A 21,846-nucleotide genomic window follows, 5' to 3' on the forward strand; every position below is an offset into this window, starting at 1 on the left:
CAATAGTCAGAACACAAACCGCATAGGGAAGGACCATAAGATGCGCGTTTATTACGATCGGGATGCTGATCTCAACCTCATCAAGTCGAAGAATGTTGTCATCGTCGGCTACGGTTCGCAGGGTCGCGCACACGCGCTGAACCTCAAGGATTCCGGCGCCAAGAACGTGGTCATCGCCCTGAAGGCCGGTTCGCCGACCATCAAGAAGGCAGAAGCCGATGGCTTCAAGGTCATGACCGTTGCAGAAGCTGCCGCCTGGGCCGACCTTCTGATGATGGCGACGCCGGACGAACTGCAGGCCGACATCTACAAGGCCGACATCGCTGGCAACATTCGCGACGGCGCTGCAATCGCTTTTGCGCACGGCCTGAACGTTCACTTTGGCCTCATCGAGCCGAAGAGCTCGGTTGACGTTGTCATGATCGCTCCGAAGGGCCCCGGCCATACGGTTCGCGGCGAATACCAGAAGGGCGGCGGCGTGCCGTGCCTGGTTGCCGTTCACCAGAACGCTTCCGGCAACGCGCTTGAACTCGCTCTCTCCTACGCCTGCGGCGTTGGCGGTGGCCGTTCGGGCATCATCGAGACCAACTTCAAGGAAGAGTGCGAAACCGACCTCTTCGGCGAACAGGTCGTTCTGTGCGGCGGTCTCGTCGAACTGATCCGCGCTGGTTTTGAAACCCTGGTTGAAGCCGGTTATGCCCCGGAAATGGCCTATTTCGAGTGCCTGCACGAAGTAAAGCTCATCGTAGACCTGATCTACGAAGGCGGTATTGCCAACATGAACTACTCCATCTCCAACACGGCAGAATGGGGCGAGTACGTGACCGGCCCGCGCATCATCACGGCTGAAACGAAGGCTGAAATGAAGCGCGTTCTGCACGACATCCAGACCGGCAAGTTCACCTCCGACTGGATGCAGGAATACCGTTCGGGTGCAGCGCGCTTCAAGGGCATCCGCCGCATGAACGACAGCCACCAGATCGAAGAAGTTGGCACAAAGCTGCGCGCCATGATGCCATGGATCGGCAAGAACAAGCTGGTCGACAAGGCCGTCAACTAAGAGAAAACTGCCGATCCCCGGCATCATTTGTTTGCGCGCCTAACGGCGTTGCGGGGATCGGCAGACACAAGCTGGTCGACGAGGCCGTCAACTAAACCTCCGTCATGCTCGGGCTTGTCCCGAGCGTCTACGACCGCCTGATGTTATTGGACGTCAGCAGATCCTCGGCACAAGGCCGAGGATGACGTTGCAGTTAAATGGCAGAGTTATCAGCAGTCTGAACCGGGCGATCCAATCGTCCGGTTTTTGCTTTTAGCGGATTTTCTAGCGGACGCAGGAATTCGGGGCAGGTCTCAGGTCGTTCTCAGATATCGCAATGCGTCATGTATTTCTGTTTCTGACGCGGTTTCGACTACTTCCACCCGGTTTCGCCCACGCTGCTTCGCGCGGTAGAGAGCGAGGTCCGCATGCGTGAGAAGGGCCGAAGGCGTCGCGGCGGTTAACTTGTCCGCGGTTGCGACGCCAAGGCTGATGGTGACGTGTGTTTCTTCTGCGCCGACCGGGATCGGTAGGTGTGAGACTTTCTCACGCAGTGCTTCGGCAATACGGCGTGCCTCGTCAGCGCCCGTCATCGGCAGGATCAATGCAAATTCTTCACCGCCATAGCGGGCCGCCATTTGCCAGGTGCTCGTTAGCACGGATCGTGCGCAGTGACTGATGAGTTCCAGGCAATGGTCGCCTGCCTGATGGCCGTGAGTATCGTTGAACGATTTGAAACGGTCGACATCGAAGAAAATCAGCGAGACAGGTTCTGACGTGCCAGCATCGGGCGAGCAATGAAGTTCCAGATGCAGATCAAAGGCGCGACGGTTCGCCAAACCCGTCAACCCGTCTGTCAACGCTGCTTTCCGCAGTGCTTCATTCGCTTCGGACAAGTCGTCATTGGCCTTCGCCAGCCGCGCCAGGAGATGATCCTTGTCCTTCTGTGCCTGCCATTCGCGGAACCGCATTGCAATCAGATGGCGCATGTGACCGGCCTGGAATGCAATGAAAAGAACGGCAGCCGGTGCAACGATCCAGTCCCCATTCCAGACGGACGTAGAGACCACCATTATCACCAGCAACAGCGTCTGAAGGATGAGTGGTAAAGGGGCCATGAATGCACGCGCGGTCGCCGACTGGATGATGACGCAGGCAACCGTCAACGTCAGATATTTGACCTCATTCGGTGCCGAGACGATGAGCAGCGAGAGCGAGGTGCCCCAGGCAAGGCCGGAGATCAAGGCGGATGCAAAGAAAAGCCGTGTCCAGTAACGCTCCCTGTCGGCATAGCCGGAACTGAGATAGTGCCTATGAATTGCGATCCGGTAGCTCATGTGCACGATCATGATCGCTATTGCTTCCGTCGCGAAACGGTCTCCGCCCAGCCACGCCGAATAGGCGGCACAAATGATGATCGCCAGTCCCGCAATGATATGGGGCCAAGGCAGGAACAAATCATCCAGCATACGCCGGATAAGCTGCTGGGCTCCCGGTCCGTTATAAAGTGTGATCTGGAAAAGGTTAGGCCAGATGGGTTTCATGAGCATCGCATATCATTGATTACTCATGATTCTTATGCGTTTTCTCTCAAGAAAGCATTAGCGCCTCTCGCCGACGAGGATCTTCACACGGCCTAAGATTTTCTGCTAGGGAACAGGGTGAATGCGGAGGTCAGGAGCTCGTCCAAGGAGGAGAAAAGGACGAGTAAACAATGCCTTATGCAGGATGTTCAAGGATCGACGAATATTCGATAGGTCAGTGTTGCTGACCTATCGAATATGTTGTACAAAATTCGACAACGAAACGAAATAAGAGGAAACATCGGTGCTCGATTGGGATCATATTTTTGCGACACGCTCCACGCGTATGCGCGCTTCTGAAATCCGTGAACTGCTCAAGCTTCTCGAGCGACCGGACATCATCTCGTTCGCCGGGGGCATTCCCGATCCGGCGTTATTCCCCGATGCAGCCTTCAAGGATGCTTATGCCGAAATCTTCTCCAGCGCGCAGGTGAATGCAGCGCTTCAGTACTCGGTCAGTGAAGGCTATAAGCCGCTGCGGGAATGGCTTGTCGGCCAGATGAAGAAGATCGGCATCGAATGCACGGTCGACAACGTTTTCATCACCTCCGGTTCGCAGCAGGCGCTCGATTATCTTGGCAAGCTCTTTCTGTCACCGAAGGATACAGCTCTCGTCACCTGGCCGACCTATCTGGGTGCCTTGCAGGCGTTCAACGCCTATGAGCCGCATTACGATCAGTTGAACCCGAATGGCAACCGCACGCCTGATACCTATCGCGAACAGGCTGCCAAGAACGGGGGCGCGGTCAAGTTTGCCTACCTCTCGGCGGATTTTGCAAATCCCACCGGCGAAACTGTCGACCGCCAGGGACGTGAGAAGGTTCTGGATCTGGCGGACGAACTGGATATTGCCGTGATTGAGGACGGTGCCTACCAGTCGCTGCGTTACAATGGTGAGCCGGTTTCCCCGCTGCTTGCCATCGAGATCGCGCGCAAGGGAAGTATTGAAAACACACGGACGATCTATTCCGGCAGCTTTTCCAAGACCTTGGCTCCAGGCCTTCGCGTCGGTTTCGTTGTGGCGAACATGAGCGTTATCCGCAAGCTCGTCCTGATGAAGCAGGCTGCCGATCTCCATTCGTCGACGATCAATCAGATTGCGATTGCGACTGTTGCGGAACGCATCTTCGACGATCAGGTCGCGAAGATCGGCGCGGCTTACAGTGCGCGCCGCGATGCCATGCTGGCCGCGCTGGAGAAGTATATGCCTGCGGGCACAAGCTGGACCAAACCCGAGGGCGGAATGTTCATCTGGGTAACCCTTCCCAAGGGCCTCGATGGTGCTCAGCTGCTGGCGCGGTCGATCGAAACCGAAAAGGTGGCCTTCGTTCCGGGACAGGCGTTCTTTGCGGATCGTTCTGGCGAAAACACGCTGCGCCTGTCCTTCTCATGCGCCAATGAGCAGATGATCGAGGAAGGTATCCAGCGTTTGGGTCGCCTGATCCGGAGTGCGGAAGTCAAGGCGGCTTGACCGTTACCGGATGATTGCTTTTAACGGCCTCGCGAGTGATTGCGGGGCCGCTTTTTATGCTGCTATCTCTTGCGGATGACTGATTCAAATCCGAGCTCGATCGATTTCCCTTCGCCGCCTCTCCAGGCTTTCCCGATTTCAGCGGTCGATGTAATCGTGGAAGAGGGGCCGCATTCTCTTTGGGAGGCACACCGCGCCGATATAGAGGCGCAGTGGGCGTTGGAGAAGCAAGCCAATCACCACTTGTTCGACGGTCCCATCCTGCTGCAGGAGACCATCACCCAGCGGGATGACCGGCTTCTGACGACAGCCAGGATGACGCGCTTCTCGACACTGCTCTGGTGGCGTCGCCAGCAAGACCGCGCAAAGATCCGGTTGCTGTTCGGCGCGGCAATTCCTGTATCCACAGATGGCTCCGCGATCCTCATCCGCATGGCGGCGCACACGGCGAATGCCGGGCGCATCTGTTTCGCTGCAGGATCGCTTGATCCCTCGGATGTTGTTGATGGGTATTGCGACGTCATGGGCAGCATGAACCGCGAGCTCGGGGAAGAAACGGGCCTTGATGTATCGAAGGCGAGGGGTCTAGGTCAATTGTCTGCAGCCTATTCGAACGGGCGTTGCATCGTCTTCAGGGCGGTTTACTTGCCTTGGAGCGATGCAGAGATCCTGGATCGTGTGACTGTTCATATGAATAACGAAACCTTGTCCGAGATTGATGCGGTCTATGCCGTCAAATCGGACTCCTGGTCTTCGCTTGCCAATTCCATGGACGATCTCACGCGTGTCGCGGTTCAATCTGTTTTCTCTGGAAGATAACGTTCACGGGTTGAACACAGCGGAGGTTTCGGACAGTTTGTCGACCAACTTGCAGCGAGCAGCCCGTTGGGTTTGCGGATGTCAGGAGGCTTCATCTTGGTTTTGCGTTACGTAGTGTACGATGTCTTCACCGACCAGCGTCTTGCTGGAAATCCTCTGGCGGTCGTTTTCGGGGGCGATGATTGGTCGACCGAAAAGATGCAGGCGGTTGCGGGTGAAATGAACCTGTCGGAGACGGTATTCGTTCACAAGGCAGACAATCCCGCCCATGCTGCAAAGCTGAGAATCTTCACTCCAGGGCGTGAGTTGCCTTTCGCTGGACATCCGACAGTGGGTACTGCCATTGCGCTGACTGAGATGAACCGCTCTGATTCTGCACCCACGCTCGATACGGTGTTCATGCTGGAAGAGGCGGTCGGACCGGTTCGTTGCGCCGTCAGCCTTTCCGAAGGCCAGGCAGGATTTGCTGAGTTCGATCTTCCGAGAAAGCCCGCGCCGATCGACCTCAATCTTGATCGCCAGGGATTGGCGGACGCGCTTGGCCTGAAGCTATCCGATCTGGGTTTCGAGAATCATGTTCCGTCGGTCTGGAGTGCAGGCGTTCCCTTCCTCATGATGCCCGTCCATAATCTCGCTGCTGTTCAGTCGCTGGAATTCGATGCGGGTCTTTGGGAGCGCGCGGCCCCCTTTGTGGAAGGGCGCTTGACCTCTGCCTATGTCTATTGCCGGGCTGGCGTACACCATGCTGCCAAATTCCACGCACGTATGTTTTCCCCAGACATGGGAATTCCCGAAGATCCTGCGACAGGCGGTGCTGTCGCTGCCATGGCCGGCGCGATCCACCATTTCGATGCATTGCCCGACGGGAACCATCCGATCCTGATCGAGCAGGGCGTCGAGATGGGCCGCCCTTCCTACATTCACCTGCACATTGACATCAAGGATGCTGAAATATTCCGGGCCAGGATCGGCGGACAAGCGGTCAGGATCGCCTCGGGTGAACTGTTCCTGTAGCGCGGTTTCAACGGCGCGTCGCCAAAATCGGATAAGGCCTAAGTTTTTTTGGAACCTAATCTAGCGAAGACCGTTGTGGCGGACCGAGCGGGAGAAGGTTAATGAAAAGTACAGCCACAGGTCCAATGCGCAGCGCGTCCGCCCGCTCTCGTGCTGTTTTCAGCCACGCATACCTGTCGGAGTACGTGCAAGGGCGATCTCGTCGATGATTTCGATCATTTAGCCAGTTTTGCGTCACGAGTCGTCGTGCCCGCATTTCGCTGCGGGTTTGTTCGCCAAAGGCGATCCATATCAAAGATCACTGAACAGGAATGTTGTAGGCGAGCCCGTGCGTGCCGCCACAGTGGTCTTATCACATGCAGTGCAGGAGAAGTTAATGATCAGGAGTGAAACGAGGCGGAATCAGGAGCCTTTGAACTCGGAGGATCTGGCGAAGTGCCAGCAGGTTTTCGAGCGTTTGAAAGCCGAGATTTGCCCGCTCGATGATCAGGAGGAGACCAATCGTCTCGCAGCAATCACCATCGAGCTTTATCGGCAGGGTGTTCGCAGTGAAGACCAGCTTCGTGAAATGGTGGCCGCAGCGCGCGGCCACTGAGGCGCCGGTGTCAAATGTTGGCTCGCTGTACCAGCAGCGGGCTATTTTTTTGTCTTGAAAATTTTGCCGATACGACCACGCGGAGGTGACTCTGCATCGTGACAGAGTAGACCCTGCCACCATCCCAGACTATTCCTGACCTTTAAAACTGGAAACGAAGATGACCCTTCGTTTCAGAAGATTGAGGAGCAGGCATGCCATCTATTCCGGGTGCAGAAGAGGTTATTTCGTCGCAACTCAATGCCTATAACCGCAAAGATATCGATGAGTTCATGCGCTGGTGGTCAGATGACTGCCACTATCTTGCGTTTCCGAATGACACTTTGTGCGTGGGGCAAGCAGACATCCGCAAGCGGCACATCGAGCGCTTCCTGGAGCCGGACCTGCACGGTGAACTCCTGTCGCGCATGGTGATGGGGAATACTGTCGTCGACCATGAATTGGTGACCCGCAATTTCCCCGAGGGCAAGGGTCAGGTCGAGGTCATCTGCATCTACGAAGTTCAGGACGGCAAGATTGCCAAAGCCTGGTTCAAGATGGGTGAGCGTAGACTGGTCTGATCAGCCTTTGCAGTTCGCAATGTGCCCGCGAAGACAGGCAGCGTCGCATCCCTATTGCCGTTTACGTAAACTGCGGTTTATAACATGCGCATCGAAAAAATCGATCTTGGGAGGACCGATGCCAATTCCTGCGCAACTTCGCGACCTACGTTTGCCCGCCGTCGCCGCACCCATGTTTCTGGCTTCGGGTCCCGATCTTGTTGTTGAAACCTGCAAGGCCGGACTGCTGGGAACGTTTCCCGCGCTGAACCAGCGCACGACCGAAGGGTTCGTCGCCTGGCTTGACGAGATCCGGACCAGACTTGCTGATGCGCCGCATGCGGCTCCGTTTGGTGTCAACCTCATTGTCCATCGCTCAAATCCGCGGATCGAAGCCGATCTGCGCGCTGTGGTGGAGCACAAAGTTCCCGTGGTCATCACATCGCTCGGCGCGGTGCCGGATGTCGTCAATGCCGTCCACTCCTATGGCGGGCTTGTGTTTCATGACGTGATCAATCGCAGGCATGCGGAAAAAGCTGCGGAAGCCGGTGTCGATGGCATTATCGCTGTCTGTGCAGGGGCGGGCGGGCACGCGGGCACGATGAGCCCATTCGCATTGATCCCCGAGATCCGCTCGTTCTTTTCCGGCACCATCCTGCTTTCTGGCGCCATGAGCACCGGTGCGCAGATTGCTGCTGCTCGCCTGATGGGTGCAGATCTCGCTTACCTCGGGACGCGCTTCCTGGTGACCAAAGAATCGATGGTCAGCGACGACCAGAAGGTCATGACCCGGAATGCCGCAGCTGGCGATATCATCTACACGGATGCAATTTCCGGCGTGAACGCCAATTTCCTGCGCCAGAGCATAGTTGCAGCTGGTCTCGATCCAAGCAATCTCGTGTCGCATGGCCCCATGGACATGGCAAACGAAGCCAAGGCCTGGAAGAATGTCTGGTCTGCGGGGCAGGGTGTTGCCTCAATCGATGATATTCCATCCGTGTCCGAACTGTGCAGCCGTCTGATTTCCGAATACGAGGCATCAATGGCCAGCGCTTGTGAGGATCCGTTTTTGCGGCGGAGATAGACTTTTTAAACAAAAGGCCATCGCCACGCGCTCACTGAAGCGCAACCTGGCAAAGCACGCAAAGGTGAACGTGTCTGCCGTTGTTTTGCCGTCGTGATCGAACCAGATCAGTAGCAGGCAAACGCATTTGCGCTGCCTGCCGGGGGCCGTTCAGGGTGCCCCGACTTCGAAAGGAGTAACGGATCATGAAGAAGATTATCGCTGCCGGTTTCGCGTTCGTCATCGGTGTCAGCACGCTGGCCTTTGCCGCCGATCTCAGCCATGCAAGCGAAGGTCGCCTCAGTATCAATATGGTTGGCACAACGGTTGCGCAGACCGTTCGTGACGGCGGGGAGAAGTATGCCGAGACCTTTGTCGTTCAGCCGGACCACACGCTGAAGCTGGTCGATCGAACGGAAATTGCCGGTCATTAATGTCCGAAGGCGGTGAGGGTCCCTCATCGCCTCTCAAGCCCATCAACCGGGCAGCAAAAAGCCCCCAGAGCGTGTGCCAGGGGGCCATGCATCACCAGCAATATCAAGCTCCAACGGCATCATGCCGAAGGGCGCATTCCAATTAACGGAACGAGCGCGAAGCGACGTTGCGGATATCGTAGCGTGTCAGACCAATGTCAGAGAGAGCCTGAGAAGAAAGGCCGCTCAGTTCGTTCATTGTGCGGCGGTAGCTGATCCAGCTCTTTGCGAGGCGAATCGGGTTCATTGTCGTGATCCTTAGCTTTGGTTTGGCCTGGCGCTGTTCGCCTTGGCTATGGATCTCTTATACATTCTCTCATTCGTACATTGCAGTGCAAAAAGCAGGCGACTGCTATGCATTTGTGCACTGCGATGCTGAATTTTGCATCTACGCTGTTTTAATGAGCAGTGAAATGACAGGCGGCGCCGCGCTCTGCCCATAAAAAAAGCCCCCCTTCCGGGAGGCTATTTGTAGAGTGGCGAGTGCCAGAACGCTGTGGCCGGATAGGCCCGAAGTCTTAGATACCAACAGCGTTGCGGGCAACGCGACGGATGTCCGAGCGGCCAATGCCGAGGTCAGTCAGTTCGCGGTCCGACATGCGGCCGAGTTCGGTTACGGTCTGACGATACTTGCGCCAGTTGTTCAGCGAGCGTGCGATGTTCATGTTCTTATCCTTCGTGCTTGGGTGAGGCGGTTGATCGCCTCTCAATCGATTAAGTGCAGTATATGCTGCAGTGCAAATAAGAACAGCGCTCGCTTCGTATGCCACCCATGCGCAAAACGCATGTCTCCGACAAATTTGTTAGGATTTATGGCGAATAGGTGGGCAAATTGCCTGAGCGGGTGCAGTTTGGATGCTCTGAAACGCATAACGCCCGCCGGGGGAGGAGGACCGGCGGGCGTCATTGGGGTTGGCCGGCGAATGGGAGGAGGAGGTCGCCAGGCCATTTCGACGATCGCATGGGAGGAGGAGCCATCAGTCGAAGCACTTGGGCTCAAGGCCCGTTGTTGAACAATCTTATACGCCGAGGCTGATGGATTGTGCAGTGCGATATGCGTATAGAAGGCATGCCTCAGATGCATGGCAGGCTGAATTCCCGGGAATGCGGGCCTCCTGATGCTCTAGCAGAGAGAAACCGTCCAAATCTGGGGGTTTGGTGCGATCACCGCGATCTCTGTCATTTTTCCTTTGCGTGGCAGAAAAACCGTTGTTATAGAGACGCGCGCTCCGGAAGGCCTCTGCGAGGATTTTCGACGCGGTTTTGGGGCGCGGGTATGGTGAAATTGGTAGACACGCCAGATTTAGGTTCTGGTGCCGCAAGGCGTGGGAGTTCAAGTCTCTCTACCCGCACCAAAAAGATCGCGCAGTCTGTCGCCGGAAGCTCGTTGGCTTGCCGGCGCATGAGACCCCAGCGCAACGAGATTGCATAAAAGCCACGACCGGCGAGACCGGCGTCGTGCTCATGAAACCACGGCAGTGTGAGCACCGCCGCATGAATATGAAGGTATGACAATGCAGGTTATCGAAACGCTCGCTGAAGGGCTGAAGCGCGAAATCAAGGTCGTGATCCCGGCCAAGGACATGGAACAGCAGATGAACGAGCGCCTGGCTGATGCCAAGGACAAGGTTCGTATCAACGGCTTCCGTCCGGGCAAGGTGCCGGTTGCTCACCTGAAGAAGATGTACGGCAAGTCGATCATGGCCGAGCTGGTCAACGAGATCGTTCGCGACCGTCCCAGCGCGATTCTTTCCGAGCGCGGCGAAAAGTCTGCGACCCAGCCAAGCATCAAGATGACTGAGGACGAGGCAGAAGCCGAGAAGATCCTCTCCGCTGAGGCCGACCTGGAATTCACGCTTTCCTACGAAATCATTCCGCCGATCGAACTTCAGCCGACCAAGGGTATCAAGGTCACGCGCGAAGTGGTCGAAGTTTCGGAAGACGAAGTCAACGAACAGATCGAGAAGATTGCCGAAAGCGCTCGCTCCTTTGAAAAGAAGGACGGTGCTGCTGAGAACGGCGATCGAGTAACCATGAACTACCTCGGCAAGGTCGACGGCGTCGCATTCGACGGTGGCGCTGCCGAAGATGCTGATCTGGTTCTCGGTTCCAACCGGTTCATCCCGGGCTTCGAAGACCAGCTGGTTGGCGTCAAGGCCGGCGATGAAAAGACCATCACGGTCACCTTCCCGTCGGAATATCCGGCTGCCAACCTTGCTGGCAAGGAAGCAACCTTCGACATCACCGTGAAGGAAGTTGCTGCTCCGTCGGCTATCGAGCTCAACGATGAACTCGCTTCCAAGCTGGGCGTCGAATCCCTTGAAAAGCTCAAGGAAATCGTTCGCGGCCAGATAGAAGGCCAGTACGGCAACGTAACGCGCCAGAAGGTCAAGCGTCAGATCCTCGACCAGCTGGACGAACAGTACAAGTTCGAAACACCTGCTTCGCTGGTTGATGCCGAGTTCGAAAACATCTGGCGTCAGATCAACACCGATCTGGCTCAGTCGGGCAAGACCTTCGCCGACGAAGACACGACGGAAGAGGAAGCTCGTGAAGAATACCGCAAGCTTGCCGAGCGCCGCGTCCGTCTGGGTCTGGTTCTCTCCGAACTGGGCGAAAAGGCTGGCGTTGAAGTGACCGAAGAGGAAATGCAGCGCGCGCTTTACGCACAGCTTCAGCAGTTCCCTGGCCAGCAGCGCGAAATCCTCGATTACTTCCGCAACACGCCGGGTGCAGCTGCTTCGCTCCGCGCTCCGATCTTCGAAGAAAAGGTCATCGACCAGCTCCTGAGCGAGATCGACGTAACGGACAAGACCGTTTCCAAGGAAGAGCTTCTGGCTGACGACGAAGAAGACGCTGAAGGCGCTTCCAAGGCCGACAAGAAAAAGGCTGCTCCGAAGAAGAAGGCTGCCAAGGCTGAGGCTTCTGAAGGCGCTGAGGGCGAAGAAGCTCCGGCTCCGAAGAAGAAGGCCGCTGCCAAGAAGAAGGCTGCCGAAGGCGACGCAGAGTAATCCGCGCCTCGCAAGTTTAGAATTTGAACAGTCCCCGGTGGCAACGCCGGGGATTTTTCGTTTTGGGTTCTCGCTCACGATCAATGTGGCAGTACTTGTCGCAGAAGCCTGCAGTTGGTTCTGCCAGCAACCGCGCATGCAGCCAACGGTGAGGTCAATGTCGGCACATTCGCGCCTATGCGAGCTGATCTTATTCGAATAAATTGGAAGAAAGTGCGGACCGAAGAACGGGGCTCACCAACTCATGATGAGTAGGGGGTCCGCGAGCCCCTGACCGACGTCATGTCGGCTTCGCCTTGATAGCGTCTCGGTTTGACGCTTCTCAAGTATCGATTAACTTTCCCGCAGCCAAAGCTGACTGGTTTCTTAAGGAAAGGTAAAAGCCTGTCCCAATCCGGCGCATACAGTCTTCGATCAACCAACCGAACTCCCAGGCTTCTTGAAGAAGAGTAGTCTCTTCGCCCTGTTCACCGGGATTTCGATTGGATTTGTAGGGGTTTTCTGACTGGTGAGACCCGAGGATGCGAGCCCGTGAGCCGCGTTCCTGACAGTCGAGGATTGATTCGAGATTCATTCGCGTATCCTACAGAGCGCCGAGCATCCGTATGGATGCTCACTGGCTCTCCCATTCCTTCCAGACGCCTGCTGCCCAGTCCGAGACCGAATCGGGCAGACACATCGGCGTCGCAGTGCGTGCTTCTATGGAACCTGTTAACCAATCACAAGTGTGATTTATCAAGATCAAGCTTTGTCATTCGTTAGACAAAGCCTAGACGAATCAATGAGTTCATGTTCCCGCGCCATTTGCTGAAATGCGGAACAATCGGAGCGGTCTGGTGATTTGGTCTTATGGAGATAAAGGCACGAACATGACTCGATTTTGCTTCAGATTTCGCGATGAGGCGGGCCAGGAGACGGAAGACGTTGAACTGGAGCTTCCGTCCTGCCGCGCGGCGGTCAGAGAGGCGTCGCGCATCCTCGTCGATGTTGCGCGTGACGAAATTCGCGACAGAAGTCATTTCCATCTGTCGCTCGTCGTGCGTGAGGAAAGTGGTTCGTCCGTCCTCGAAAGCAGTTTGCGCTTTAACGCCGAATGGCTGTGCGAAGACGTGTCTGCGCCGTCATTTGCCGAAGCGGATAACAAAAAAAGGGACGACAGCAAGTAACTTTGCTGCCGTCGTTGTCGTGATCTGAATTAGCGGCCGCAGATGCCAGAGACTATGGTTAGGCTGGTACTTCCTGCTGAAGTTTTAGGAATATTGTAGCCAGCGGTGGAATTGTCAAAAGCAGCGATTGTTGATGGCCGTGGCTGGGCATAGGCTCGCTCCAGACCTCAATATTACCATGATTGCTGCCGCCGTAGACGGCGGCATCACTGTTGAGGATTTCTCTCCAGCACCCTGCAGCGGGTACGCCGACCCGGTAAGAACTGCGTGGAACGGGCGTAAAGTTTGAGATAGCCAGCACTTTGCCGTCATCGCTCCCGTCTTTCCGTAGCATTGCGAGAATCGAGTTCTCGGCATCATCTCCAACGATCCAGTCAAAACCCTCCGAATGCAGATCGCCGAATTGGAGAGCCGGGTTGTCGCGGTAGATCGTGTTGAGGTCCCTGACGAGGCGCTGAAGCCCGGCGTGCTGCGGATCATCCAGAAGATCCCAGACTACGGAGCCATCATGATTCCATTCGGTTTTCTGGCCGATTTCACTGCCCATAAACAGCAGCTTTTTGCCGGGATGTGCCCACATGAAGCCGAGATAGGCGCGGAGGTTTGCCATTTTTTGCCAGTCGTCGCCCGGCATCTTTCGGAGCAGAGAGCCTTTGCCATGAACCACCTCATCATGGGAAATCGGCAACATGAAACGCTCCGAATAGGCGTAGACCATGCCGAAGGTCATCATCCCGTGATGATATTTTCTGTAGATGGGTTCGTTCTGCATGTAATGCAGCGTGTCGTGCATCCAGCCCATGTTCCACTTGAAATCGAAGCCGAGGCCGCCTTCTTCCACCGGGCGGGTCACGCCGGGCCAGGCAGTTGATTCCTCAGCCACGGTGAACGCATGCGGGCATCGTTGATGGATGATGCTGTTGAGATGCTTGAAGAACTCGACCGATTCAAGGTTCTCCCGTCCGCCGTATTTGTTCGGAATCCATTCCCCGGCGTCTCGCGAGTAATCTCGATACAACATCGAGGCGACGGCATCGACGCGCAGGGCATCGATGTGGAAGTGCTCCAGCCACTCCATGGCGCTGGCAATCAGGAAACCCTTCACCTCATTGCGCCCGAGATTGTAGATCAGCGTATTCCAGTCCTTGTGGAAGCCTTCCCGAGGATCTTCATGCTCATAGAGCGCGGTTCCGTCGAAGCGTGCCAAACCCCAGACATCCGTGGGAAAGTGCGCAGGTACCCAATCCAGAATGACACCGATACCATGAGCGTGGCAGCGGTCGACGAAATAGGCGAGATCTTCGGGTGTACCGTATCGCCCGGTCGGAGCGAAAAGACCGAGTGGCTGGTAGCCCCATGATCCGCCGAAGGGATGCTCCATGATTGGCAGCAGTTCAATGTGTGTGAAACCAAGGTCTGCCACATAGGGCACCAGTCTCTGGCTGAGTTCTATCCAGTCGAGCCAGCGGTTGCCTTCTTCCGGGATACGTACCCACGAACCAAGATGGACTTCGTAGACAGACATTGCCCCTTCGCCAGAACGGCGCTCAGCTGCGGTTCGCATCCAGTTGTCGTCCGACCACTGGAACGGCGTGCTGGAGGCCACGATGGATGCGGTTGCGGGCGCCGCTTCGCTGGCGCGTGCAACCGGGTCGGCCTTCTGCGGAAGGAGATTGCCATTTTGATCGACAATCTCGAACTTGTAGCGATCACCGGGGCCAATCCTCGGTATGAACAGCTCCCAGATGCCTGCCTCACGGCGCAGGCGCATGGGGTTGCGTCGGCCATCCCAGGAGTTGAAGTCGCCTACAACGGATACCCGTCTCGCATTGGGCGCCCAGACCGAGAAGCGAACGCCGGATATGCCATCCACTTCCATAGCGACCGCCCCGAGAGTGCGGCCCAAGGCGTAATGAGTCCCCTGAGAGATGAGATGGAGATCAAGCTCACCCAGCAGCAGAGGAAAGGCGTAGGGATCTTCTATTGTCTGATCGGCCTCTGGCCAATGTATATTGAGCGCATAGGCGGCCCCGACAGGAACCGAACCTGCGAAGAGACCCGCGGGATGGATGAGGTGCATCCTGGCCAGCACGCGACCGCCGGCCGTCTCCACCAGATCCACGCCCTCGGCGCCCGGGAAAAAGGTGCGAACGATCCGCGCACCGGACCCATCATGCGGCCCGAGAATGGAAAACGGGTCGCCATGTTGTCCGGCTATCAAGGCCTCGACGGCATAGGGGTCAAGACCGGCTGTCAATTCGGAGCGTTCGATGTTCATGCTGATCTTTCTGACAATCTTTCAACGATGGCCGCGAAGCCGCGGAGCGGGATGGGCAACCATTTGGGGCGGTTGCGGGCCTCGTAGGCGATCTCGTATGCCGCCTTCTCCAGGAGGTAGAGATCAAGCATCTGCTGGCGCTTCACCGGATCGAACTGGAGGTTCTTCGAATTGCCGATTGCCTGCAGATACTGATCCAGGAAGCGCTGCTCGGCTTCTTCCACAAAGCGGCGGATAACTTCGCCGCGCTCTGGCGTGTGGGTCTCGGCCACGGCTTCGGTTTCCAGTTCCGCCGTCGCCGCGAGATAGCTGAGCGAGCGCAGCAGGCCTCCCACGTCACGCAAGGGAATCGTCTTTGCGCGGCGATGCGCGAGGCTTCGGGCCGGTTCGCCCTCGAAGTCGATGATGTAGGCATCATCCTCGGCAACGAGAACCTGACCCAGGTGGAAGTCACCGTGATTGCGAATCATCATGGCACCTTCGGCCGAGCGCGAAAGTTGATGTGCCAGATCCAGCAGATGCTGCCGTTCAGCCAAGAGAGGGCGTACCATGGCAGCGACGTCGGGCTCCAATTGGTCTACGTCCTCTTCGAGAATGGCAAGCGCCCTCTCGATCTGGCCGACTGCGCTGTCGCGCCAGATGTCGCAGTTTTCCTCGAGCGCGGGCAGAGGAACGAAGTTTTCGTCGTCTGTGTCCTGTGCCAGAGCGGCGTGAAGCTCCCCCAGACGCAGGCCAAGTGTCGCGGTAAAATTGATCAATGGACGCGTGAGATCTGCCTGCGCATCTGCGTCCGGCTGGCTTATGGCAATGTCGTCCAGGACGCGGCGAAGGTTGGTCAGCATCCATGTCCAGGCGTCGCCCTGATTGCGGATGGCGCCTTGCACGATCATCAGCGTGAAACGTTCGCCATCCGGCGAGGTGCGAACAACTTCTCCCAGCAGCGGCGCGGTGTTCTTGTAACCGACCTGTGTCAGGTATCGGGTCATCTCCGCTTCCGGGTGGATGCCGGGCGATATGTGTCGGATAAGCTTCAGCATGGCCATGTCTGCGATGATGAGGCTGCTGTTGGATTGCTCGGCCGACAGCCATCGCACGGGCAGATCGTCCGAAATGCTCATGCAATCGAGTTGATCCGTGCCGATGAATTCCAGCGTTCCAGTTCTTCCCGAGATTGTGGAGCGCTCGCACAAGCCACGAAGGACGCCTCGCGCCATTGCTTCGACGCTAAAACCATCCGTCAGGAAACCGACGCGCCGCCCCTGACGTATGCGCGCCAGTGCAAGCTGCTGTGACAGTGCTGATGGCTGAAGATCGTCCCAGACGGGCGTGAGCGGAACCAGATAGGTCTCCGTGTGACCTTCCAGTTCGGCTTCCAATTCTCCCAGCAGAATATTGTGTGTGGTGCCCATAGGCGTCGCGGCGACGAGACGCGCCTGCTTCAGCCTTTCACCCTTCGAGCCAAACCAGCGGCGCTTTGCCAGATATTCCGGCAGAATCGAGCGCGAGAGGCTTTCCGAAAGCCGGGGCTCGTCAACCAGTTCCGTCAGGTCGCGGCGGATAACCAGCGTTTGAAGGTCTGGCATCTGCTGCGGCGGCTCTGTACGCCAGGCAGGACCGTCTGCTTCTGCTACCAACTGGAACCAGTAGAAGGAAAACGGCGGGAGCGTCAGAAGATATGTCAGCTGACCGATGGGCGGGAAGGGCGACATGCCCGTGAGTTCAATGGGTACTCGCCCCTCGAATTCGGCCAGATCCAGTTCCACGGCCTGCGGAAGGCGAGAAAGATTGGCGACGCAGAGAATTGTCTCGCCATTGTATTCGCGCAGATAGGCAAGGATCTTGCGATTGCCGGGGGTAAGGAAGCGCAAGGAACCACGACCGAAAGCCGGATGGCGACCGCGCAGAGCCAACATGCGGCGGGTCCAGTTCAACAGCGAATGCTGGTCCACGCTCTGCGCTTCGACGTTCAGCGCTTCGTAGCCGTAAAGCGGGTCCATGACCGGGGGGAGCACAAGCCGTGCCGGGTCCGCGCGCGAGAAGCCACCATTTCGATCCGGTGACCACTGCATCGGCGTGCGCACGCCATCACGATCGCCGAGATAGATATTGTCGCCCATGCCGATCTCATCGCCATAGTAGAGCACTGGCGTTCCCGGCATGGAGAGCAGCAACCCGTTCATCAGTTCGACGCGGCGCCGGTCCCGCTCCATCAGGGGAGCAAGACGGCGGCGAATGCCGAGATTGATGCGGGCGCGGCGGTCTGCCGCATACGTATTCCAGAGATAGTCGCGCTCCTCGTCCGTCACCATTTCGAGCGTCAACTCATCATGGTTGCGCAGGAAGATGGCCCATTGGCAGTTTTCCGGGATTTCTGGAGTCTGCCGCATGATATCGGTGATCGGAAAGCGGTCTTCCTTCGCGATCGCCATATACATGCGCGGCATCAGCGGGAAGTGAAACGCCATGTGGCACTCGTCACCCTCACCGAAATATTCGCTCGTATCCTCCGGCCACTGGTTCGCCTCCGCCAGCAACATCTTTCCCGGATGCGTCGCATCGAGTGCAGCGCGGATCTTCTTCAGGATGTCGTGCGTCTCGGGCAGGTTCTCGTTGATCGTGCCTTCGCGTTCAACGAGATAGGGAATCGCATCAAGACGGAAACCGTCGATGCCGGTTTCCAACCAGAAGCGCATGACATTCAGCAGCTCTTCCAGAACCTGCGGATTGTCGAAGTTCAGATCCGGCTGATGCGAGTAGAACCGATGCCAGTAGTAGGCGCCCGCCACGGGATCCCAGGTCCAGTTGGATTTCTCGGTATCAAGGAAGATGATGCGGGTTTCGGGAAACTTCTGATCCGTATCTGACCAGACGTAGAAATCGCGTTCCGGCGAACCCTCCGGAGCGTTTCGTGCGCGCTGGAACCATGGATGCTGATCTGACGTGTGGTTGATAACGAGCTCGATAATGACGCGGATGTTGCGGCTGTGGGCAGCCGCCACGAATTCGCGGAAGTCATCCATCGTGCCGTAGTCCGGGCTGACTTCTCCATAATCGGCAATGTCATAACCATCGTCGCGACGCGGTGACGGGAAAAAGGGCAGGAGCCAGATCGCTGTCGCGCCGAGTGATGCGATGTGATCGATCTTTTCGGTCAGGCCGCGAAAATCCCCGATCCCGTCGCCATTGCTGTCGTAGAAGGATTTGACGTGCAATTGATAGATAATGGAATCCTTGTACCAGAGCAGGTTCTGGTCGGACTGCTGTCCATGGGGGGTCTGCATCATGTCCACGGTTACGCTCCCTGTTCCTATCGCACGCGCCAGATCGAGAAGGGCAAATGCGGCTCCAGCCGCAGACGTTGCCACTTACCGGTCAGCGAAAATTTCTGACCGCCGATCAGATCTTCCAGGTTAAGCGTGCCATGGTCCGGTAGGTTCCATGCCCAAAGCGGTATCTCTACATCTGCCTCCTGCGCATGGTGTGGATCGAGGCTCACCCCAATCAGCAGGACGTTGTCTCGGGACGGGTTCGACTTCTCATAGAAGATGATGTTGTCGTTGAACGCGATCAGCTGGCGTAGGCCGAGATGGGAATGCAGAGCCGGGTTTTCGCGACGGATGCGGTTCAGCAGTGCGATCTCGCCTTTAATGTTGCCGGGTCGATCGTAATCCCAGGCGCGGATCTCGTATTTCTCCGAATCCGCATACTCCTTGCGTTTTACGTCGGGGCGGCCTTCGCAAAGCTCGAACCCGTTATAGACGCCCCAGAGACCTGAGAGAGTCGCAGCCAGCGCCGCACGGATGAGATAGGCAGGACGCGGGGCGTTCTGCAGAAAGTCCGGATTGATATCATGCGTGTTGACGAAGAAGTGGGGGCGGAAGAAATCCTTTGGCGCTTCCGTCGTAATCTCGCGCATGTAGGTCTCCAGCTCCCACTTCGTGTTGCGCCAGGTGAAGTAGGTGTAGGACTGTGAGAAGCCGACCTTCGCCAGCCGGTACATGACCTTGGGGCGCGTAAACGCCTCCGACAGGAAGATGACGTCTGGGTGCCGGTTGCGAATATCGGCGATCAGCCATTCCCAGAAGGGAAAGGGCTTTGTGTGTGGGTTATCGACGCGGAACAGCTTGACGCCCTGATCAACCCACTTCTGCACGACATCGCGCAGTTCGATCCACAGGCCCGGCACCGCGTCCTTTGCGTAGAAATCGACATTGACGATGTCCTCGTACTTCTTCGGCGGGTTCTCGGCATAGCGCACGGTGCCGTCCGGCCGCCAGTCGAACCAGCCTGGATGCTCCTTCAGCCAAGGGTGGTCGGGGGAGGCCTGAATGGCCAGATCAAGCGCGATTTCCAGACCATGACGCCTGGCTTCCTCCACCAACCGTCGAAAGTCCTCGAAGGTACCGAGTTCCGGGTGGATCGCATCATGACCACCAGCCTCCGAGCCGATGCCGTAAGGGCTGCCGGGGTCGTTCGGTCCCGCGATCAGCGAGTTATTCCGCCCTTTGCGGTTGGTCTTTCCGATCGGGTGAATGGGCGGAAAATAAAGAACGTCGAAGCCCATGTCCCGGATGGCAGGCAGACGCTTGATCACGTCGTCGAATGTGCCGTGGCGATTGGGATCTCCACTCTGTGAGCGGGGGAAGATCTGATACCAGCTCGCGAACGCTGCGCCTTTCCGTTCCACCTCTACAGGCATCGGCACAGAGCGAATACGGTGAGGCCGGCTATCTGCCTTTGCCATCAGTTCAGCAGTGTCAGGTGCCAGTAGAATGGAAGTCCGGACCTGTTCATTCCCTTCGTTCAGCTTGGCTGCCACATCTTCCAGATCCTGCCGCAAGCTACCCTCCGCGCGGTCCCGGGCCGATTTCACCAGAAGTATTCCCTCCTGAATTTCGAGCTTCAGATCCAGCCGCGCTTCGTGCTTTTTGCCGAACTCATACCGGAAGATCTGAAACGGGTTTCTCCAAGTCTCAACCGCGAATTCATGCCGGCCCATGCGCTGCGGGGCGAACTCTGCCTGCCAACGGTCGTTAAGGACGAGGCGCATGGGAACCTCTGTCCAGCTTTCTTCATCGGCGGCACGCCAGAAAAGCGCAGCAGAGATCGGGTCATGCCCATCGCCGAAGAGATCGGCTTCGACGGTGATGGTCTCGCCCGCAATGCGCTTGATGGGGAACCGACCTCCATCCACCGTCGGCGTGATGTTTTCGATCGCAAGGCGCGGGCTTCGTGCCGCCTCGGCAGCCTCTGCAACGTTCAGGACACCCGTTATCGATTGCGATGTGTGTCCTTCCAGAATGCGAAGCTCAGCGGGCTTCAGCAGTTTCAGCTGCGCCGCCTCGATGGTCGAATTGCTTGCGTCTCGGAGCGGCAGGAAGCCTGAAGCTGCTTCCTGAACGGCGCCAAGCGGTGCCTTTGCCGGGCGGCGGAAATCGGTGTTCGCCAGCATGACGCTGACGCGGCTCGAGACGCGAAGATCTTCCTGATCCGACTGGAGGAGGGCCAGCGTCTGGCTTTTGCCGGTTGAAACGAGATGCAGGTAGGGTGCTGGAGCTGGTTTCCGCTGTTCAAGCATCTGATTTGCATCACGAATGTCGCTTCGCAAGTCATAACTGGAAGCCGCTTTGAGCCGCCGCAAACCTTGACCTGAACCATAGGTCGGATCCAGAGGCACGGGGTCTCCGAATTCGAAACCCATGGGGATCATCAGTCCTTGGCCAATGGTCTCAGCAAGCGAAAGACGAAGCCTCGCGCGGCGCAGGCGGATTTCGACACTATCGATGCCGTGCGCTACGCGTTTGCCATAGGGTGCCTCGGGAAAGGCAATCTGAGCACCGAGGGTCCGCTGAAGGGCATACTCCTCAAGAAACCAGCGCTCTTGAAGATCCCACCATGCGAACGATGAAAAGCAGCCCGCAAACTTTTCGTCCGCAAGCTGCTGACGCAGTGCAAAATCAGTTCCGGGCGTCCATGCGAGAAAATCGGCGTTTTCGCCAGCCACCGTCAGTCGGTTCCATACCGATAGAGGGAGGCGGTTCAGGCCGAGGCAGCGGAATCCTGAGATTCCGCTTTCCACGAGGGCACCAATCCGATCTTCCCAGCGCCGAATGTGCTGTTCCTGCGCGTCTGCTGCCAGTGAGGAGATCGATTGTCCGCCGGCTGTCAGCGGAGACAGGCGTGGATCCGAGACGGGGGCAGCCTCGCTGAACGGGGCAGCGATACGGTCTGGCACGATATCCATCATGAAACGCAGGCCTTCCGCGCGCGCCATGCTTGTCAGTTCGCTCACTGCCTGCTTCAGATCCGTTGGCAGCCCCAGTAGGCCGTCAGCAGCGTCCAGGTCACTGGATACAAAAACACTGCCGCTCTGGGCTCGTTGGGAGAGCGGTGCCGAAAGTACGGTATCAAATCCCAGCTCGGCGGCATGAGCGAATATTTCCCGCCACTGATCCAGACCGTGGAGCGCCAAGGGGTGGACATAGTAAATCCTCGAAGGACCCTTGTGTGCCGAGGTTTCAGTCTGAGCCTGAAGAGACTGGGAAGAGGATGCCGTATTCAATTGCATGGTGCCGCCTACCGTATTGACTGGGGGCCTAACGTTGCGGCTTCCGGCTTGTTCCTTGGGATTTTTGGCAACGGACAGCAACATCAGTGCACGCCTCAGGCCGCACTGGATGGCGGGTCTTGGGCGTGCGCCCTTTCACTCGATCCATCATTGGCCGCCGAACAAGCTGTGGATGGCGCAGTTCCGATTGCGGTTTCGGCCACGGCCGGGAACAGGGTAAAGACGCC

Annotated in this window: 17 protein-coding genes and 1 tRNA gene; 11 read left to right on the top strand and 7 right to left on the bottom strand. The window is 57.3% G+C overall.

Annotated features, from left to right (window positions below; translation table 11 throughout):
• Window positions 1-40: 40 nt before the first annotated feature.
• Complete coding sequence (gene ilvC / locus ASD54_RS08690) at window positions 41-1,060, top strand: ketol-acid reductoisomerase (RefSeq protein ID WP_062554192.1); 1,020 nt, start codon at window positions 41-43, stop codon at window positions 1,058-1,060.
• A 293-nt stretch (window positions 1,061-1,353) separates the two neighbouring features.
• On the opposite strand, the gene ASD54_RS08695 is transcribed toward ilvC, so the two are convergent.
• Entirely contained in the window at window positions 1,354-2,583 is a 1,230-nt protein-coding gene (locus ASD54_RS08695; protein ID WP_162249566.1) for a GGDEF domain-containing protein, read from the bottom strand.
• A 283-nt stretch (window positions 2,584-2,866) separates the two neighbouring features.
• Here ASD54_RS08695 and ASD54_RS08700 point away from each other — a divergent pair, with 283 nt between their 5' ends.
• The 7 genes from ASD54_RS08700 to ASD54_RS08730 all read left to right on the top strand — a co-directional run bounded on the left by ASD54_RS08700 (window position 2,867) and on the right by ASD54_RS08730 (window position 8,557).
• Entirely contained in the window at window positions 2,867-4,093 is a 1,227-nt protein-coding gene (locus tag ASD54_RS08700; RefSeq protein ID WP_062554194.1) for a PLP-dependent aminotransferase family protein, read from the top strand.
• Between the two features lie 75 nt (window positions 4,094-4,168).
• Window positions 4,169-4,912, top strand: coding sequence for a hypothetical protein (locus tag ASD54_RS08705; protein WP_062554195.1), 744 nt, complete (start codon window positions 4,169-4,171; stop codon window positions 4,910-4,912).
• A gap of 96 nt (window positions 4,913-5,008) precedes the next feature.
• Window positions 5,009-5,926 (top strand): PhzF family phenazine biosynthesis protein, encoded by a 918-nt coding sequence (locus ASD54_RS08710; RefSeq protein WP_156379135.1) that lies wholly within the window; start codon window positions 5,009-5,011, stop codon window positions 5,924-5,926.
• 376 nt (window positions 5,927-6,302) lie between these two features.
• Complete coding sequence (locus ASD54_RS08715; protein WP_062554197.1) at window positions 6,303-6,521, top strand: hypothetical protein; 219 nt, start codon at window positions 6,303-6,305, stop codon at window positions 6,519-6,521.
• 194 nt (window positions 6,522-6,715) lie between these two features.
• A complete protein-coding gene (locus ASD54_RS08720; protein WP_062554198.1) occupies window positions 6,716-7,081 on the top strand; it encodes a nuclear transport factor 2 family protein in 366 nt (121 codons plus the stop codon).
• 118 nt (window positions 7,082-7,199) lie between these two features.
• Complete coding sequence (locus ASD54_RS08725; protein WP_062554199.1) at window positions 7,200-8,144, top strand: nitronate monooxygenase family protein; 945 nt, start codon at window positions 7,200-7,202, stop codon at window positions 8,142-8,144.
• A gap of 185 nt (window positions 8,145-8,329) precedes the next feature.
• Complete coding sequence (locus tag ASD54_RS08730; RefSeq protein WP_062554200.1) at window positions 8,330-8,557, top strand: hypothetical protein; 228 nt, start codon at window positions 8,330-8,332, stop codon at window positions 8,555-8,557.
• Window positions 8,558-8,699: 142 nt separating this feature from the next.
• Here the strand turns inward: ASD54_RS08730 and ASD54_RS26105 are convergent, their stop codons facing one another.
• Window positions 8,700-8,843 (bottom strand): DUF1127 domain-containing protein, encoded by a 144-nt coding sequence (locus tag ASD54_RS26105; protein ID WP_082547149.1) that lies wholly within the window; start codon window positions 8,841-8,843, stop codon window positions 8,700-8,702.
• A gap of 271 nt (window positions 8,844-9,114) precedes the next feature.
• Complete coding sequence (locus tag ASD54_RS26110; protein ID WP_082547150.1) at window positions 9,115-9,261, bottom strand: DUF1127 domain-containing protein; 147 nt, start codon at window positions 9,259-9,261, stop codon at window positions 9,115-9,117.
• A gap of 605 nt (window positions 9,262-9,866) precedes the next feature.
• On the opposite strand from ASD54_RS26110, the gene ASD54_RS08735 reads away from it, so the two are divergent.
• Window positions 9,867-9,951: transfer RNA gene (locus ASD54_RS08735), tRNA-Leu, on the top strand.
• Between the two features lie 159 nt (window positions 9,952-10,110).
• On the top strand, window positions 10,111-11,607 hold the full coding sequence (gene tig / locus ASD54_RS08740) for a trigger factor (RefSeq protein ID WP_062554201.1): 1,497 nt from the start codon (window positions 10,111-10,113) through the stop codon (window positions 11,605-11,607).
• A 322-nt stretch (window positions 11,608-11,929) separates the two neighbouring features.
• Here tig and ASD54_RS26550 read toward each other — a convergent pair whose 3' ends face one another.
• On the bottom strand, window positions 11,930-12,181 hold the full coding sequence (locus ASD54_RS26550) for a CrpP-related protein (RefSeq protein WP_156379136.1): 252 nt from the start codon (window positions 12,179-12,181) through the stop codon (window positions 11,930-11,932).
• Window positions 12,182-12,419: 238 nt separating this feature from the next.
• Here ASD54_RS26550 and ASD54_RS08745 point away from each other — a divergent pair, with 238 nt between their 5' ends.
• Window positions 12,420-12,773: a hypothetical protein gene (locus tag ASD54_RS08745; protein WP_156379137.1), complete on the top strand. Its 354-nt coding sequence runs from the start codon at window positions 12,420-12,422 to the stop codon at window positions 12,771-12,773.
• Window positions 12,774-12,831: 58 nt separating this feature from the next.
• Here the strand turns inward: ASD54_RS08745 and glgB are convergent, their stop codons facing one another.
• Genes glgB through ASD54_RS08760 form a run of 3 tightly spaced genes read right to left on the bottom strand, consistent with a single transcriptional unit; the run spans window position 12,832 to window position 21,619 of the window.
• Window positions 12,832-15,051, bottom strand: a complete 2,220-nt coding sequence (gene glgB, locus ASD54_RS08750) for a 1,4-alpha-glucan branching protein GlgB (protein ID WP_062554203.1) — start codon at window positions 15,049-15,051, stop codon at window positions 12,832-12,834.
• The gene (treS, locus tag ASD54_RS08755; RefSeq protein WP_062554763.1) at window positions 15,048-18,332 is read right to left on the bottom strand and encodes a maltose alpha-D-glucosyltransferase; all 3,285 of its coding nucleotides are present in this window, start codon (window positions 18,330-18,332) and stop codon (window positions 15,048-15,050) included. Before treS ends, glgB begins: the two co-directional genes overlap by 4 nt.
• A gap of 26 nt (window positions 18,333-18,358) precedes the next feature.
• Complete coding sequence (locus ASD54_RS08760) at window positions 18,359-21,619, bottom strand: alpha-1,4-glucan--maltose-1-phosphate maltosyltransferase (RefSeq protein WP_062554764.1); 3,261 nt, start codon at window positions 21,617-21,619, stop codon at window positions 18,359-18,361.
• Between the last annotated feature and the right edge of the window lie 227 nt (window positions 21,620-21,846).

It is taken from the genome of Rhizobium sp. Root149, assembly GCF_001427345.1.
GTDB lineage: Bacteria > Pseudomonadota > Alphaproteobacteria > Rhizobiales > Rhizobiaceae > Neorhizobium > Neorhizobium rhizoryzae.

What these genes read in the sequence shown, in the direction of transcription:
- ASD54_RS08695 (WP_162249566.1), bottom strand. Translation starts at nt 2,583, where the DNA reads ATGAAACCCATCTGGCCTAACCTTTTCCAGATCACACTTTATAACGGA.
- treS (WP_062554763.1), bottom strand. Translation starts at nt 18,332, where the DNA reads ATGCAGACCCCCCATGGACAGCAGTCCGACCAGAACCTGCTCTGGTAC.
- ASD54_RS26550 (WP_156379136.1), bottom strand. Translation starts at nt 12,181, where the DNA reads ATGAATCTCGAATCAATCCTCGACTGTCAGGAACGCGGCTCACGGGCT.
- ASD54_RS08725 (WP_062554199.1), top strand. Translation starts at nt 7,200, where the DNA reads ATGCCAATTCCTGCGCAACTTCGCGACCTACGTTTGCCCGCCGTCGCC.
- ilvC (WP_062554192.1), top strand. Translation starts at nt 41, where the DNA reads ATGCGCGTTTATTACGATCGGGATGCTGATCTCAACCTCATCAAGTCG.
- ASD54_RS08745 (WP_156379137.1), top strand. Translation starts at nt 12,420, where the DNA reads ATGCGGAACAATCGGAGCGGTCTGGTGATTTGGTCTTATGGAGATAAA.
- ASD54_RS08720 (WP_062554198.1), top strand. Translation starts at nt 6,716, where the DNA reads ATGCCATCTATTCCGGGTGCAGAAGAGGTTATTTCGTCGCAACTCAAT.
- tig (WP_062554201.1), top strand. Translation starts at nt 10,111, where the DNA reads ATGCAGGTTATCGAAACGCTCGCTGAAGGGCTGAAGCGCGAAATCAAG.
- ASD54_RS26110 (WP_082547150.1), bottom strand. Translation starts at nt 9,261, where the DNA reads ATGAACATCGCACGCTCGCTGAACAACTGGCGCAAGTATCGTCAGACC.
- ASD54_RS08715 (WP_062554197.1), top strand. Translation starts at nt 6,303, where the DNA reads ATGATCAGGAGTGAAACGAGGCGGAATCAGGAGCCTTTGAACTCGGAG.
- ASD54_RS26105 (WP_082547149.1), bottom strand. Translation starts at nt 8,843, where the DNA reads ATGAACCCGATTCGCCTCGCAAAGAGCTGGATCAGCTACCGCCGCACA.
- ASD54_RS08760 (WP_062554764.1), bottom strand. Translation starts at nt 21,619, where the DNA reads ATGCAATTGAATACGGCATCCTCTTCCCAGTCTCTTCAGGCTCAGACT.
- glgB (WP_062554203.1), bottom strand. Translation starts at nt 15,051, where the DNA reads ATGAACATCGAACGCTCCGAATTGACAGCCGGTCTTGACCCCTATGCC.
- ASD54_RS08730 (WP_062554200.1), top strand. Translation starts at nt 8,330, where the DNA reads ATGAAGAAGATTATCGCTGCCGGTTTCGCGTTCGTCATCGGTGTCAGC.
- ASD54_RS08705 (WP_062554195.1), top strand. Translation starts at nt 4,169, where the DNA reads ATGACTGATTCAAATCCGAGCTCGATCGATTTCCCTTCGCCGCCTCTC.